Here is a 15,360-nt window from a genome sequence, read left to right as displayed (position 1 = left end):
TGGATAGCTAATATTTTGAATCCTAAAGCCATCATTTTTTATCTGACAGTCGTTTCGCAGTTCGCAGGGATACAGGGAGGCGTCTACAACTATCTGACATTGGCAACAGTACATGTCGTGGTCATGAGCGTTTGGCTTTTCGCTGTCAGTCAGACACTTATATTTTCAGTAAAAAAAACAAATCCATTAATGCTCAAAAAATACGTCAACATTGCCGGCGGGGTGTTGCTCATTGCTTTTACTCTGCACAGCCTGACCCAGTAACTCATCACCTTTAGCAAAAATGTCCGCTTCTGGCTGTGAGTTCAACTGATAGATGCAACACATTGGTTAAAACGCTCTGCGGGTGATTCATAGTCTAGCGTTTTTCTTGGCCTCTCGTTGAGCTGCCTGGCAACACTGTCTAGTCTTTGCTGGCTGTGAACCGATAAGTCAGTTCCTTTTGGAAAATACTGCCTAAGCAATCTGTTTGTATTTTCATTGGAGCCGCGTTGCCAGGGGGATTGAGGATCGCAGAAGTAAACCTGGATATCTGTGGCTACAGTAAAACGGGTGTGGCTGGTCATTTCAGCGCCCCGGTCCCATGTTAATGTTTTATAAAGCTCAGCAGGTAATTCCCGGGCTTGTTTGATAAGTGCAGATATAACCGTGATGGTCTTGTTGTCCCTGATCCTGGCCAGCATAACAAAACGGGAATGACGTTCTACGAGGGTGACGATATAGGAGTTTTTAGAGCCCTGGATCAGGTCACCTTCCCAGTGACCGGGTATGGCTCTGTCAGCGGCTTCAGGTGGTCTTTCGCTGATAGAGATCGTATCCCGGATTGACCCTAATCCTTTCCCTTTAAGCGATGATGTTCTGGATCTACGCACGACTCTTCCGCTTCTGAGGCATTGCTGCAGTTCTTTTTTTAATGCACCCCGGGTTTGTATAAAAAGCGTTTTATATATCGTTTCGTGTGACACATGCATTTCCTGATTATCCGGATAACAGCGTTTCAGCTAACCGGCGATTTGTTCCGGCGACCAGTCCTGATGCATCTTCTCTGCGATGATTTTACACAGTGTGGGTCTTTCAATTAGCTTGCAAGGTTTTGGTCTCAGAGCATTTTCCCACGCAGCAGTATCCGCTTTTGATGCACGGTATTGATTTGCACCACCGTGCCTCTTTATCTCCCGGCTAATCGTTGAGGGGGCTCTCGATAGTTTGTTTGCGATCGCCCTGATGCTGATTTTGCTACCAGCGCTCTGGATATTTCCTCTCTTTCATCAAGTGAAAGCGCTAACGGATGCCGCTTTCGGACAGGGGGGCGGTATCCACCAGTCTGGTGGATAGTGGGCATAATAGAAGAATGATATCTGTCGAACATTCTGGCGATATCATGCAGGGAATCACCTTGCTTATATCTGTCCCAGATAATCGCCTTCTGCTCTGGCGTGTAGTTAATCCGAGTTCTTCGTTTCATGGAAACGCCCCCCTTGATTAAGGATAGCGTTGCATCGACCCGTTGAACTCACAGCGAACAGCAGACGTTGACTGATGACTACTCAGTGAATTCATCGTTATTGAACATACCCTCCCGGCAACGAACTCAATCTCAATCGTTCTCAGACAGCTAGCGCTAGTTGTTGATGACGCTCTATAAATTTCGCTTTGAGGGCGCTATAGCGATGAGCATCGTTCCTGCTGACTAATACAGCTGCGTGTTTTATCTCAGCATACTCTTCTGCAATGTCTTTGTTTCTTCGAAGATAATCACGGAAAGCAAGATGTCTCAATACCTGCATATCTCCGACTGCAAACGCATGGACTTGATGACTACGCTGATCACCACCTTTAATGAAATATCTGCGCCCCGCAATCCCGTTCTCACCGCGAGCAACATACCCGGCGTGGGCCATTGCTGAATGGTACTTATCCAGTTCATTGATGTCGGAAACTTCAAGTAGCATATCAATTACAGGCTTTGCTGAGAGACCAGGAACTGACGTGCTTCCAATATGATGGACATCCTTAGCCATTCCACCGAGCAATGTTTTTATCAGTAAACTTTCAGCTTCAAACATCTCAGGCCATCTATCAACGTATGGCACAACAATAATCTTCCGCATAAACACATTCTCTCTGTCCTAAGTGTGCAACTCAACCCTGAACCCCGGCATTGCCTGCAGCCGGCGTTCCCTGGTGAAAAAACAGAGTCCACTGGCCCTCATCCGAACAAATCCAGCAAGAGGAACGTAGTGCATGATGGCTACCATCAGCGTAAAACGTCCGATAGTGAAGCAGAGCGTAACCGCAGCCCATCTCCGTAAGACGGAAATCGCTGCTGAGAATATAAGGTGCAGCCTTTTCACTTAGCAGCGACGCAATGGTCTCTGACCGGTCGACCGTCACACCTGACCGGGTGATTTCACGGAATTCAGGATGAAGAATCAGTTCCAGCCACTCCGGATCATTGCGCCTGTCGCCGTGAAGGCTGCACTCAAGCAATCTGAGCTTCTCCAGAAGCATTCTGCTTATCCTCAAGTGATTAAGCCGGACGTTCAAATTTACCATAACAGTTCATGCGCTACTTCCGCTTCTGGCGGTTTTGCCTTCTTGACTGAAGGGGTAATTATCTAAGAGCCTTCTCAACTTTTTTAGACTAACGCCCTACAATCGCTTTATCATTTTTAAACTTATCGGGCCGTAAGTTTAGCAACGCTCAGGTGTGGAAAAGCGTAAAACAAGCAAGATACATATGGAATGAAGATAAGGGACAGGCATGACTGCATATTCAAACTCTGATGCGGCAAGGGACTTACGCCCGGCATTAGACAAGGCACCTATTGGCGCTGTGAACGGTGAATGGTTCTTTATTACGGAACAGGCTGGTGTTTCCTCGCAATATGGAGGTTACATGTATGCTGATGGGAGTCACGTTACTGCTGGTGACCATGTTTTTCAGAGGGTCTGCAACGTTGTAGATAAACTCGAAGCATTACAGATACAGTCCTTTAATAAGGTTATTGTTCGCTGGACTAAGTCTAAAATACCGTTCATGCGCGGGCGCGTTACGGTTGACACAATTTTCGATGAGACAATAGTGCCGCGCGGTCCTCTGAGTCCGATGTATGAGGCTGCCGCTGTCGCAAGGCGAGCATTCTGGAAAAGGTATGGCGACGTGTCAGATAGCTTTATTGCTGAACGAAATGACGCAAACGTACACAACCAGACGAAGTGGTTCGGGCCCCAACGCCGGGTACTCAGTACCAAAAGCAGCACCAAATTAACGCTGGCTACCGATGGTCTCTCGACGCCCTGGGCCGGCATTTCAGACCCGGAAAACGGCGTAAAATGCGAACTTTTCATGGAGCTGGATGCTTCAGATAATACCAGCCAGCAGATTGATGATTGGGCTCATTTGTTAATTAGCTTGGGGGATCTCGTTGCCGACGGCTATCAGGTCGCTGCCGATGTTGAAAAATATAGAGCCATACTGTTTTGCTCTCTTACCGACGACTATAAACCTATGTCCCGCATCATTCTCAGCCGTGATGCTCGTCAGATTGAAGGTTTGCCTTTCGGTTCAGTTCCGCTGATCCGTGTAACGCCGATAGCAGAGGCAGAGATTGAAAATCATGACCAGTCCGATGGATGGGCATCAAACGCAGCAAGGCATGCACTCACGGAACGGCGGATAGAAGCGTAGATAATTATCATATGGTTATTCACGTCTTCTACAGAGAAAGGTGAACCGGTCACCTTTCTTGAGGAAGATCAGCATCAAATTATCAAAATTTGTTCTGCTTTAAGTAAAGAGCAGACGTTTCACACAATCATAATTCTGTCCAGACTATGCAGATTGAAATCACTGGAAAAATCATGGATATCCAACTCATAAGCGTCACCCCGGACAGCCCAGGATTTGCTGAGTTAAGATCGCAGAGCATGGCTGAAGGATTTAACATGTTACGCCGACTGGAAGATAACTGGCTTAGCGGACAGAACCGCTTTGATAGACCCGGAGAAAAACTAATTGGGGCTTCAGTAGATGGAGTAATCGTTGGCGTTGGTGGACTCAACATCGACCCGTTTACGCTAAAAAATGGCATCGGACGTCTGCGACATCTCTACGTAGACTCAGGATGGAGGAAAAGGCAGGTTGGCAGCGCCCTGCTCAGTGAGATACTTAAGGATTCTGGCCACTGGTTTGATTTTATCAACACAAACGCTCCTCAATCGGCATTCACTTTCTATGAACGAGCTGGCTTTGTTGCTTTGACGGGCATAGAAAAAGTCACGCACCATCTATGCCTCAGAGACCCAGCGCGTTGATATAGTCACGTCATGGATAGACCGCATTTTCTGTCCACTGAACCACTTTTCAGGAACGCCTGCCGAGATACAGCCCTGACTTAACCAAACCGAACCAATTTCAGGGAAATCAGAGCCATTACAGTTAAATCCGCACCGCCCTGGACACACTGCGTTTCTGACCAGGCATTCAGAACGGCGGCTTAAACATCTTCAGGAAATCAAAGGAACTGACTGGCAGCTTTGAGCGAATAGCGGAAGTTTGAAGTGGCTCTCACCTCTGATGAAGGTATTACTTAGAATTGCGGTGTTAATCAATGTGGCGCAAGTCATATAACTGGAATGCTTCGCGGTGTCGCGCTAGCACGTTTTATCGCCGTCAGCCCAGCGCTTGATATCAATTATCTTTGGTGACCGGATTCCCGTGCTCAAGACGTTCTTGGTTGTATAAAGGGAGACCTGTGCGTTGTCACCATGCCGACTTTCGATCTCAATTAGCGTGTTATTTATCAACAATCCCTGTGAAAGGAACTTTTGATTAATCTCCCCTGCTTTGCGTTCACCATCAAATTCGCTCAGTACGATGACCGGATTTCCTGAATATGCCTCATATTCGAGGCACTGTCTTGCCATGTACCTTAGGGTTCGATAAGTATCAGATGAGCCTGCCTTGCTCACGAAACTGCCGTCAAAAGAGGATTGGCTGCTTTTTAGTTCACTGACCGTAATAGCGCACCCGCTTAGTGAGAGCGAAATTAACAGGCTTGCAAGAACAACGTATTTCACGTTTAACTCCATCATTCAGGTAACGGCCATTCGCCGGGGCGGATCAACGTTGTCCTTGCTTTCAGGCGGACTTGTGATTTGGGAAATCAACCGAAACCATCAGCCCACCTTCTGCCGACGTACTGAGGCTTACGCTGCTGTTGTGTTGCTGCGCAACGGCTTTAACGATGGCAAGCCCCAGCCCACTCCCGCTTTGCAGCTGGTTAGGATCACGAAAAAATCTGTCAAACACGCGCTCCCTCAATTCAACGGGAATGCCAGGCCCTGCATCTGAAACACGTAACTGCGTGGATTGATTTAAGGATCGTAATTCCACCTCAATCCTCCCGCCCCAGGGGCTATACTTCACGGCATTTTCGACTACGTTATCGATAAGCGACATTAACCGTTCCCTGACGCCAGTCACCCAGATTTCCTCTTCGGCGTAAAATTCAAGTTCAATCCTGCGTTCCGCCGCGAGCGGTGCCAGCCCGGCCATACGTTCTTGTATGAGCGTTGTCAGCGGCAAAGGCTCCATAACCATGTCAATGCGCGCTTCGCTGTGCATCAGCAGCAGCAACTGATTGACCAGACGAGCCGCACGGCTGTTGCTGCGAACAATGCCCGCAAGCAACTCTTTTTGGCTGTCACTGCTCACATAAGATTCCAGCGCCTCAACATTGATTCGCATCGCCGCCAGGGGGGTACGCAACTCGTGAGCGGCATCGGCAATGAAAACGCGTTCCCGTTCAGTGCTTTCCCGCACCCTGGCAAGAAATCCATTAACCGCGTCAACCATCTGGCGAAGCTCCCTGTGCTTTGGCACTGCTTTTAAGGGCGAGAGATCGTCCGGCGTGCGTAAGGACACTTCATTTACCACTTTATTCCATGGGCGCATTGCAATGCGGATCGACAGCCAGGCAGGGAACAAAAGAAAAGGAATGCATACCAGCAGCGGCATCACGTAGTAGCCACGCGAGTTCAGATAGATAAAGAAATTCCAGCCTCCAGCAGGGGTGATAAGCGTGACCTCTGTGTCGGCGTTCCCGGACTTTAAGGTACGGCTGTTCCAGGCGCGACCATCACTCTCCACGCGCTCAATTTTTCCATAACGGCTGTTTATCACTCCGACTGGCGCACCATCAGAGGCATAAATTATCTCTTTATTCTCGCGTACGATAAGGCTGATTGAGAGTGCTGGATCTTCACCGCCGCCATAATTTTCCCGTACTGCCTTACTTAATGCAGCCAGCACATGCGTTCGCTCCTGCGGGCGATCGTCCATACTCTTAACCACAGTAAAAATGGTTTCGTACGTCTTGCTGCCCGTTAATATCGCCGGACTACGTAAGTCCTCCCACAAAACGTAAGTCAGAAAAAGACACCAGAGCAGAGTGAGCAATAGCATCTGCGCTACCATAATTCGCCGCACGAACGTTGGGGTTCTCAGATGGCGCCAGACATTTCGCATCAACCTGCTCCCTTCTGAATGGGTACGGTATCAATGACATACCCAACGCCCCTCACCGTTCGTACATAGCCTTCGCCGATTTTGCGACGCAAATTCCCCATATGCACATCAAGCGCATTACTCATATTTTCTTTTGCGCCGAAGATCCTTTCTTCCAGAAAACTGCGAGTAAGCACGCGGTCAGTGCGTAACATCAACGTTTCAAGCAGCGCGTATTCACTTGCCGTCAACTCAATATGCCGTGCATTCACGGTCACGCGTCGTGTGGGCACAAAAAGTGATAATCCCCGAAGTTCTATCGCCTCGTTCTGAAAACCATAACTGCGGCGCGCAAGCGCTCTCACCCTCGCCAGCAACTCGGCGAGAACAAACGGTTTGACGAGATAGTCGTCTGCACCCGCGTCCAGCCCGGAAAGGCGATCGTGCAGTGTGCCTCGCGCCGTCAGGATGATCACGGGAATGCCCTTGTGCTGCTGACGCAGGCCCACCATCAGACTCATGCCATCGCCGTCGGGTAATCCGAGGTCGAGCAACACAAGTTCAGGCACGCAGACATCAAGCTGATGCAGCGCATCCTCTTTGCGGCGAACCCATATAACATCAAATCCTTGATCTGCAAGGGCAATACGTATGCCGTTACCGAGATCCAGGTCGTCTTCAATCAGGAGTATTTTCACAATGGTTACGGTATCAGCAGTGAATGAAGAACGTCTGAAGAAAAAAACGGTATCAGGAAATCTATCAGCTTTGCAGCATCTGTGGTTGCTTCACCCTTTCTTCATTTTTGGCTCATGAGAACTTTAGCGGGCGCATTCAAAATGAACGTTCTGGCGTTTACAACCCGCTTGCATCGTAATCATTTGAATGCATAAGGACTTCTTTAATGAGAAATAACACACTGCGTCATAAGTTCCCCCTTTCACTCACGGGGTACAGCCTGAAAAAAATGTTGTCGGGCGCAGTCCTGGCGTTACTGACCACCCCGATACTGGCGGCAGCACAGAATCAGGGCAACGCGTTGACGGTGGGAGGCGGCGCGAACGTGACGCCACGTTATTCTGGTTCGGACAAAAGCCGCGTCACGACTTCCCTGGTGCTTGATTACACCATGGAAAATGGTTTCTTCGTCAGCTCCACGCGGGGCATCGGTTATGGCAATAACATCGGCAAATTCGATTACAACGCTGCGGTGAGCTATCGCGCAGGCCGTAAGGATCGTGACGTGGACAGTGACTCCCTAAGCGATGGCAGCGACTATTTGCGAGGTATGGGGGATGTCAAAGGCTCGGCTCTCGGTGTATTTGGCTTGGGATACGGGGTGACCGACTGGCTTAATTTGCAATTGCAGGCTGAAGTGCCATTTTCTGAGCAAAACAATGGCACGGCATTGCATTTTGGCATTAATAGCCCGCTCTATACCTCACCGAATAATACAGTAACGCTGGCGCTGACCGGCAGCTGGGGGACGGACAAATACATGCAGACTTACTACGGAGTCAGTGCATCTCAATCGGCTGCATCAAGGTTTATCCGATATGATGCCGGATCGGGAATTTATGCCTGGTCGATGAATCTTGACTGGACACACAAGTTCAATGAGGACTGGAGCGTGATTGCCGCAGCAGGCGTTACGCAGTTAACGGGAGATGCGCGCAATAGCCCGATTGTGCAACGAGAAATATCACCCACAGGAAGCCTGCTGGTGACATACCACTTCTGATCGTTATTCAATGTGTGTTTCCCGCCAGCTTATGGCTCTTCTCTGCCAATAAACACGCTTTCTAATCCACCCTCTTTTCAGCTAACGGGGCAGTACGCAACAGATTGCAAAACCTAAAGCTTCAGCCCCGAACATGTATAACATCTGTTCACCTCCGCTGGCGCAACAGCAAAAGCGCGCGCGCCGAAGAACATGCCTACCTTGCTGGTGTTGCGGAATTCGCCAGCAATGCATCGGCGATATCCAGTATGGACCGCAGCGATCGATATGCCGGAGATAATAGTGACATCCCTCGGCGGCATTTGAATACTCTGCAATCCGGCGATGGCGTCGCCATGAGTCCCTGGCAGCATGGCGGCAATCCCTATTCCCCGATGGCACATCTGCGCCTGAACGTCCCGACAGGTGCTGGTGAACATGCACCGCGATTGAGGGAATCTATCGGGCAACCAGGCGACGTAAAAAAAGCGGGATGTACCGTATTAATAAGAATAAGCCCAGTGTCGTACCTACAATGAAGCGAGCATGCGATAGAGCGAGTTGCCTGCCTCCGCCACGGTGATGGATTAAGACTCGGAGTAAAGACGGTCACAAGGATAATGCCGACTACTTACTTTTTGAGAACAGTCTCGGACATAAGCTTAACTATACCCACTCAGAAAATGATATGGCTGTAGATTGCTCCCTGCATATGAGTACATCTTGATGTCAGTAATGTCAGCTTATGGCACAAAGCGGACTGACGTCAGGCCAACGTCCGCTATGAGCGAGGAGCGGACGTTGTGTAAGATTAAAGCTGTAAGAAAATACAGACCTATAGGCCGATTCAGGCTGCAATTTATGTTTATATAAATATCAAGAATTAGTATTTAAGCTTTTTTAAGGGGGGTACGTGCGCATTCGACCATCATCTCGACTGATCATTGTTTCGCCTGATAATCGCGTCCTGCTCTTTAGGTTCTGTCATAAAGATGGAGCTCTGAGAGGAAAAACATACTGGGCAACACCGGGTGGAGGGCTTGAAAAAAATGAATCTTTTGAGCAGGCCGCTATACGCGAATTATTTGAAGAAACGGGTTTGATAAGGACATTAACAGGACCACAGATAGCGTCCCAAAACTTCACAATGATGCTACCCAGTGGGGAGACTGTACTTGCTGAAGAGCGTTTCTTTATGATTGATGCAAATACAGTTGAGCTCGACCGCTCAGGGTGGAGTAGCAATGAACAGGAAGTCATACGCGATTATCATTGGTGGACAATTGAAGAGCTCATACACACCAATGAGACAATTTTTCCACGCGATTTAATCATTAACATACTTGAAAGGGAGTAAGCCGGACCTTCAACATTAACTGCAACATGATACCCTGAACGTCCGCTTATGGCACACAGCGGACTTTTACTGCAGGCTTAGGTCCGTTATTAGCGAGAAGCGGACGTAGTAACCGCATTGATTGTAAGTGGGTCAGGTATTGTTAGTTATGCTTCTGAGCATGTCCAAAATGAGCTTTGCTGCTGTCCCTTCATGATCTAAATCAGGATCATAAATGGTCACTGTGATGCCACAGCAGCGCATATTTCTGAAAAGTTCGCGACAGAGATTTACAAGTGTTTCAGAAGACAAACCGGGATTGCCGGGACAATCAACTGCAGACATTTCAGAACTGTCCAGGACATCCATATCAAGATGAATCCAGTAGGGCATTTCAGGAAAAAGGTTGAGCCGCTCGAATATCACATTGATGAGATCATGATCAGGCAACTTAAGCGCGTCAAAAATAGTTATACGCCGGATATCAGTGCCAACAATGTCAGGCCATTCATAATCTTCAAGGAGCGACTCACGCTCTCCCAGCTGAATCACTGCGTCATCCTGAACCAGGGATCCTTCGATACCGGGCCATGCAGTCAGTAATGGCTCTCCCCGACCGGTAACGAGTGCCAAATCCATTCCGGCCGCAGCGCCTGGTCGTGCTCCTGGTTCTCGCTTCCAGTTGCCGGGATGACGGAAATCGCTGTGGCCGTCAATATGCACAAGTGCAAGTTGCCCTAACTGACGCCTGCTGCCCAGCAAGGCTCCGGGCAGGATGGCGCAGTCGCCTCCGATAACAACGGGCTTTAAGTTGCGATGATGCGCCGCCTCTACTTCATCAGCCAATCGTAGATTAAGTTGTCTGAGCTTGTGACCGTTCAGGATATCAGTACCTGGCTCACATTCAGGACTGTATTCAGGGCAGGGAACAGTAACAAAGTTACAAGAGGGAAACATTTTATCGAGTCCGTGGTGCATGAGAACTGCTGGCGCACGGAATGTGCCCGGTATGTGCCCTTCATAAAGAGGGTTGAGACCAAGACCAGACGGGACAAGAATTATTTTTTCCAAAAAAATCCTGATCTTAACTGGGTTGAGTACCACATAAACTAAGCTTTCTTACGAAACAGTTTTGTCGCCGAGATAAAATTCGAGGTGTTAACCTGTGCCAGAACGCACAAGGTTCGCTATAAGTGAGAGGCTGACATCCATATTTTAACGTTTATATCGCCGTTTCCACTCATCCACGACATTACCCAAATTTTTAGGGGTAGCATTACTTATCCAGATCATAAATTCACGATTGAATCGGAAATTCTCTCCACACTCTTTGATCATAAAACGGCGAACGTTTTGTGTGTTTTTGTAATTTTTATCAATGATGGTCGAACGTGTTAGTGAGGAGCTATGCCAATTGGTTTCCATCTTTCCAGTTCCCGTAATGAGTGGTTTTAAATAAAAATTAGTACTCCACTTTAGTCAGGGAAGCTGAAATTTCTCAAGGTCTGCTCCGGGAAAAAAGCGGTCTGAAACGCGGCTCCATGCCTCCAGTGCGTTTTAACCTGCCACAACCCGTCAAAACAGAGGTGCGCTTGTTAGCCGAGCTCAATATCGACTGGCGGGCCTGCTACTGCAGTCAATCGAGCGGTTCAGGCATTGACTGTACCTCTTTCAGAAAATCTACAAAAGCGCGCAGAGGTGCTGACATAAAGCGGCTGGGAAAGTAGAGCCAGGGACCTTCAAATTCGGGCCACCACTCCGGAAGCACAGGCAGCAGTTCACCCGTCGTAAAGCAGGGCTGCAGCCAGTGTTCAAAGACGGCGACAGCCGGTTGCTGTCGGAAGGCATTAAAGTGCGGCTGGCTATCATTGACGTGACAGACCAGAAAAGTGTTGATGCGGCCGTCGGGCAGATAAAGTCAGAAGATGGAAAACTAGATGTGCTGATCAACAATGCGGGTATTCCCGGAACCTGGCCCATCGCGCCTGAGTCGCAGAGCATCAGCGATATTATGACGGTGTATAACACCAACGTTTTCGGCGTCATCAGAGTAACGCAGGCTTTTCTGCCGCTGCTCAAACTGGGTGAGGAACCCCGGATTATCATGGTCAGCAGCGGGCTGGGATCGCTGGAATGGGTATCTGACAAAGCGCATCCCCACTCTCAGGTAGCGGCACTGGGCTATACCAGTTCAAAAACAGCATTAAATGGCGTTACGGTGGCATTTGCCAATTCACTGTCTGAGTATGGCATCAGCGTAAACGCAGTTGACCCGGGATATACGGCCACCGATTTTAACGGACATACCGGTTACCGGACTGTATCCCAGGCGGCCAGGGGGATCGTCTGGCTCGCTGCTGAAGCATCCCAGACAATCACCGCAGGATTTTTTTGGATGGAGAGTGCGCACCCTGGTGAATCTCGTCTAATAAAAGCGTTTCACCTGCCTGGATGGGGCAGGTTGGTTGACGGGTGTGGGCAGAACGCCTGGCGTGTCGTGCGCAGTCGGTTCTAAAATATGTCCGAATCATACTGAAGGAAAATAAGCGGCTCAATGTTTCTTAGCGCATCTGAATGTAATTAATGGCCGCCTCAGGCACGGATCGTACAGAAAGTTAGGTCATAAGGTCCGCTTTGAACGAAAGCGGACCCAAACCTACAGGCTGGTCATCAGCCGGGGTAGTTTCTGAAGTTAAACGGCAGTTTTACAGAAGATGACAACAGATAACGATGACCGAATAAATTTATCTGAAAGGCGGGCACACCAGGAGCGAGATACACACACTGGATTTACTGCCCTGTAAATACACATACTGCCCAATTATGGCTGTTCAGGTGAATCAGTCGCCTGCTTCCCATATCCAGACAACATTGCCGTAGCTTCATCCATCCGTTGACGATCAAGTTTATAGAACACCCAGTTCTTGATACGTTTCGATGTCACAATCCCAGCTTTAGCAAGAATTTGCAGATGGCCTGTCACGGTGGGCTGACTCAGACCAATTTTTTCGGTGATAAATCCGACACACACACCATCCTTAACCAGATCGCCGTCCTGCTGCACCGGAAAATGTGACTCTGGATCGGACAGCCATTCAACAATCACGAGCCGATGCTCATTACCAAGGGCACGAAAAATATCGGCCATTAATGTCTTTGAGTTGTGCATATAGCCAATCGCCTATATAGTCATTTTCTTATATAACTTTAGGGGCATACTATGACAAACCACAGACAAAGGCTAACAGACAGTGTCACGCTGAAAGATATTTATGCCGCTTCCGGGCGAATTAAATCAACAGTATGCAAAACTCCACTGGAGCCTTCCCACTCGCTGTCTGCTCTTGTCGGGACGGAGGTCAGGCTTAAGATGGAAAATCTTCAGCATACGGGTAGCTTTAAGCTGAGAGGTGCTGCAAACGTTCTTGCCAGTCTTAATGCAGACCAGCGACGTGCCGGCGTCATCGCCCCGACGGCAGGGAATCATGGTTTAGGGCTTGCCTGTGCGGGACATGCGGCAGGCATACCCGTATCCATATTCTTACCGTTTTCAGCAGACCCGATTAAGGTTTCTGCAATGAAAAGTTATGGTGCGCAGGTTACGTTTTTTGACAACATTGAAGATGCAAGGCAGGAAGCCATTGTCGCAGCGCAACAGTCCGGCGCTACGTTCGTCTCAGCCTACAATAATCAGCAGATGATTGCCGGAGGCGGCACCGTCGGTCTGGAAATCATGGAAGACTGGCCAGACGCTGACGTTATTCTCGTGAACATTGGCGGCGGCGGGCTGGCCTCCGGTATCGCAACAGCCATCAAGGGCATAAACCCTGCAGCCGAAGTGTGGGCAGTGCAGAGTGAAGCAAGCCCGACGTTTGAGCGCTGGAAAGAAGCTGGTGAGGCGATCCCTGTGGAAATATCGTCGTCAATCGCCGAAGGCATAAGTGGCTATATAGAGCCTGAAGCGATGACCTGGCCACTTATACGCGATCGTGTCGATCGTGTTCTTCTGGTTTCAGAAGCCGAAATTAAAGCAGCGATGCTGTTAATGCTTAATCTGCACAGCCATGTTGTAGAGCCTTCAGGCGTACCCGCAGTTGCGGCAGCCATCCGTTATGCAAAAGAACTGAGCGGGCGTAAAGTTGTCTGTGTGGTGAGCGGTAGAAACATATCGGGTTCCCGCTATCTCAAATTAGTTAATGAGGCGTCACTATGAAGAAACAGAGCGGAGTTAAGGTCGGCTGAGCTCATATTGCACAACGTTCTTATCATAACGGCTTCATTCATTGCGCAGGCTTTGAGGTAGTGCCGCCTTTGACGGCCTGCCGTTTAACAGCCTTTTTGCTCAAGATTCTATGGTTCGTTTAAGGGAATGTCAGGCATCATCATCAAGAAATATTTTTGTCATACAAGGAGTAAGACTAATGAATATAAATATAAGAACAGCCCGGGCTTCTGATGTTGATAGTATTTTCGAAGTCAGAACCTCAGTGCTCGAGAATTATTTGAGTCGTGAAGAAATGCGTCAGCTGGGGATCACCGAAAGTGTCGTGGCGGATATGATTGAAAAGAATTTATGCGCCTGGGTTGCGGCTGAAAGCGAAAAAATAGTCGGCTTTTCAATGATTTTACCGGATGAAGGCTGTCTTTTTGCGGCCTTTGTTCTCCCGGAATATGAAGGCCAGGGGATAGGTCGCAGGCTGGTTTTTCTCGCCGAGCAGGAATTATTCAAACATCATGAGATTGCCTGGCTGGAAACCGATAAAAATAATCGCGCGGCGAAATTTTACATGCAGCTCGGCTGGGGCAATAAAAAAGAGATTAACGATACCGATATCAAACTGGAGAAATATCGCAGCGTGTAATCCACTGCCATTTTCATAAACGTCTGCCAATGGCATAAGGCGGACGTTTAGCCAAAATAACATCTTTGCTGTCAGCAAGACCGATTGGGTGGCCTGGCGAAAACGCTTTAATCATTAATCGTCCGTTCTCAGAGCGATTTTATTACGTCGGCTTACATTCCCAGACTGGCCAGCAGGTCGTCCACATCATCCTGACTGGCAGGAGTCTCTGGTGCGGAGGAAGGTTTAGACGGCGCAGTGCGCTCGGCGGTGCTGTGTGAGCCGGTATTATCGCGGATGACCTGTATCAGCTGCTGCTCAGCCTGATTCAGCACGGCCATCATAGCCTGCACAATCTGTCCTGTGAGGTCCTGGAAGCCCTGTGACATCATAATCGCGTGCAACTGCTGTTGCGTCAGACCCGTGACGCGGGGGACATCATTCAGCAAGGCAACGGTATCTGCCGCTAATGCCTGGGTCTGTTCTTTGTCTGACAGCGTACCGGAAGTGGCATCCCAGCGTTGCGAGAGTTTCTCCGCTTTTTCGCCCAGATCGGTTTGCAGAGGCTGCGTGATTTCCACGCTGTTGATTACGCCCTCTGCTGCTTCGCGGGTCATTGTGACGACATAACCCAGCCTTTCACGGGCGTTAGGGATGCTTCCCGCCACATCGGCGATGGTTTTATCAAGCCCCAGCTGTTGCAGACTGTCGCGAAGCTGCCGCAGGATGAAGCCAGCACGCGCCGTAATTTCGCCAATTTCCTGATGCTTACTATGGATGTCGGATGGTGACATGGATGTTGTTTCCTGCGTACAGAGTTTCGATACCTGAGGTTATCGGCAGCTCGCGGCGGTTTTTTAAATTTCCTGAGGTTTTTACTCGTGTAAAAAGTGACATGATGTGAATGAGACACCATAGAGCTAACGACATCAGGGTTGTAAAAGGCAGAAAG

The 15,360-nt window shown here is 49.0% G+C and carries 17 protein-coding genes and 1 pseudogene; 8 read left to right on the top strand and 10 right to left on the bottom strand.

Annotated features, from left to right (window positions below):
• On the top strand, positions 1 to 264 hold a 264-nt coding region (locus HFD94_RS21685), incomplete at its 5' end, for a LysE family transporter (RefSeq protein ID WP_167433541.1).
• 41 nt (positions 265 to 305) lie between these two features.
• On the opposite strand, the pseudogene HFD94_RS21680 reads toward HFD94_RS21685, so the two are convergent.
• The 3 genes and pseudogenes from HFD94_RS21680 to HFD94_RS21670 form a co-directional block, all read right to left on the bottom strand.
• Positions 306 to 1,465, bottom strand: a pseudogene (locus HFD94_RS21680) (IS30 family transposase).
• Between the two features lie 142 nt (positions 1,466 to 1,607).
• On the bottom strand, positions 1,608 to 2,111 hold the full coding sequence (locus tag HFD94_RS21675; RefSeq protein ID WP_033760036.1) for a GrpB family protein: 504 nt from the start codon (positions 2,109 to 2,111) through the stop codon (positions 1,608 to 1,610).
• A 31-nt stretch (positions 2,112 to 2,142) separates the two neighbouring features.
• The gene (locus tag HFD94_RS21670) at positions 2,143 to 2,511 is read right to left on the bottom strand and encodes a DUF4440 domain-containing protein (RefSeq protein ID WP_033768683.1); all 369 of its coding nucleotides are present in this window, start codon (positions 2,509 to 2,511) and stop codon (positions 2,143 to 2,145) included.
• Between the two features lie 253 nt (positions 2,512 to 2,764).
• Here HFD94_RS21670 and HFD94_RS21665 point away from each other — a divergent pair, with 253 nt between their 5' ends.
• Entirely contained in the window at positions 2,765 to 3,691 is a 927-nt protein-coding gene (locus HFD94_RS21665) for a hypothetical protein (RefSeq protein ID WP_122890153.1), read from the top strand.
• 173 nt (positions 3,692 to 3,864) lie between these two features.
• The gene (locus tag HFD94_RS21660) at positions 3,865 to 4,317 is read left to right on the top strand and encodes a GNAT family N-acetyltransferase (protein ID WP_033760123.1); all 453 of its coding nucleotides are present in this window, start codon (positions 3,865 to 3,867) and stop codon (positions 4,315 to 4,317) included.
• A 339-nt stretch (positions 4,318 to 4,656) separates the two neighbouring features.
• Here the strand turns inward: HFD94_RS21660 and HFD94_RS21655 are convergent, their stop codons facing one another.
• The 3 genes from HFD94_RS21655 to HFD94_RS21645 are packed head-to-tail and all read right to left on the bottom strand — an operon-like array spanning position 4,657 to position 7,209.
• A complete protein-coding gene (locus tag HFD94_RS21655; RefSeq protein ID WP_364109860.1) occupies positions 4,657 to 5,094 on the bottom strand; it encodes a hypothetical protein in 438 nt (145 codons plus the stop codon).
• A gap of 49 nt (positions 5,095 to 5,143) precedes the next feature.
• On the bottom strand, positions 5,144 to 6,532 hold the full coding sequence (locus HFD94_RS21650) for a HAMP domain-containing sensor histidine kinase (protein ID WP_029519286.1): 1,389 nt from the start codon (positions 6,530 to 6,532) through the stop codon (positions 5,144 to 5,146).
• Positions 6,532 to 7,209 carry a response regulator transcription factor gene (locus tag HFD94_RS21645; protein WP_010259845.1) on the bottom strand — a complete coding sequence of 226 codons (678 nt, stop codon included), beginning with the start codon at positions 7,207 to 7,209 and terminating at the stop codon, positions 6,532 to 6,534. The genes HFD94_RS21650 and HFD94_RS21645 overlap by 1 nt, the downstream gene beginning before the upstream one ends.
• A gap of 206 nt (positions 7,210 to 7,415) precedes the next feature.
• Between HFD94_RS21645 and HFD94_RS21640 the strand changes: the two genes are divergently transcribed.
• Positions 7,416 to 8,252, top strand: coding sequence for a MipA/OmpV family protein (locus tag HFD94_RS21640; RefSeq protein WP_010259842.1), 837 nt, complete (start codon positions 7,416 to 7,418; stop codon positions 8,250 to 8,252).
• A gap of 892 nt (positions 8,253 to 9,144) precedes the next feature.
• Positions 9,145 to 9,588, top strand: coding sequence for an NUDIX hydrolase (locus HFD94_RS21635; RefSeq protein ID WP_031292560.1), 444 nt, complete (start codon positions 9,145 to 9,147; stop codon positions 9,586 to 9,588).
• 132 nt (positions 9,589 to 9,720) lie between these two features.
• On the opposite strand, the gene HFD94_RS21630 is transcribed toward HFD94_RS21635, so the two are convergent.
• Together HFD94_RS21630 and HFD94_RS21625 are read right to left on the bottom strand one after the other, a co-directional pair.
• Complete coding sequence (locus HFD94_RS21630) at positions 9,721 to 10,638, bottom strand: arginase family protein (protein WP_010259828.1); 918 nt, start codon at positions 10,636 to 10,638, stop codon at positions 9,721 to 9,723.
• Positions 10,639 to 10,782: 144 nt separating this feature from the next.
• On the bottom strand, positions 10,783 to 10,992 hold the full coding sequence (locus HFD94_RS21625) for a DUF6434 domain-containing protein (RefSeq protein WP_072171226.1): 210 nt from the start codon (positions 10,990 to 10,992) through the stop codon (positions 10,783 to 10,785).
• Between the two features lie 382 nt (positions 10,993 to 11,374).
• On the opposite strand from HFD94_RS21625, the gene HFD94_RS21620 reads away from it, so the two are divergent.
• Entirely contained in the window at positions 11,375 to 12,082 is a 708-nt protein-coding gene (locus HFD94_RS21620; RefSeq protein ID WP_243234814.1) for an SDR family NAD(P)-dependent oxidoreductase, read from the top strand.
• Positions 12,083 to 12,388: 306 nt separating this feature from the next.
• Here the strand turns inward: HFD94_RS21620 and HFD94_RS21615 are convergent, their stop codons facing one another.
• The gene (locus HFD94_RS21615) at positions 12,389 to 12,736 is read right to left on the bottom strand and encodes a helix-turn-helix transcriptional regulator (RefSeq protein WP_022624627.1); all 348 of its coding nucleotides are present in this window, start codon (positions 12,734 to 12,736) and stop codon (positions 12,389 to 12,391) included.
• Between the two features lie 51 nt (positions 12,737 to 12,787).
• Between HFD94_RS21615 and HFD94_RS21610 the strand changes: the two genes are divergently transcribed.
• On the top strand, positions 12,788 to 13,780 hold the full coding sequence (locus tag HFD94_RS21610; RefSeq protein WP_181955372.1) for a threonine/serine dehydratase: 993 nt from the start codon (positions 12,788 to 12,790) through the stop codon (positions 13,778 to 13,780).
• Between the two features lie 208 nt (positions 13,781 to 13,988).
• On the top strand, positions 13,989 to 14,429 hold the full coding sequence (locus HFD94_RS21605; RefSeq protein WP_167433540.1) for a GNAT family N-acetyltransferase: 441 nt from the start codon (positions 13,989 to 13,991) through the stop codon (positions 14,427 to 14,429).
• Positions 14,430 to 14,581: 152 nt separating this feature from the next.
• Here HFD94_RS21605 and HFD94_RS21600 read toward each other — a convergent pair whose 3' ends face one another.
• Positions 14,582 to 15,202, bottom strand: coding sequence for a protein phosphatase CheZ (locus HFD94_RS21600; RefSeq protein ID WP_122890047.1), 621 nt, complete (start codon positions 15,200 to 15,202; stop codon positions 14,582 to 14,584).
• Between the last annotated feature and the right edge of the window lie 158 nt (positions 15,203 to 15,360).

The organism is Pantoea sp. EKM20T, assembly GCF_011800485.1.
Classification (GTDB): domain Bacteria; phylum Pseudomonadota; class Gammaproteobacteria; order Enterobacterales; family Enterobacteriaceae; genus Pantoea; species Pantoea agglomerans.
Note: the sequence above shows the minus strand (reverse complement) of the source record. Positions and strands in the feature narration are given on the sequence as shown.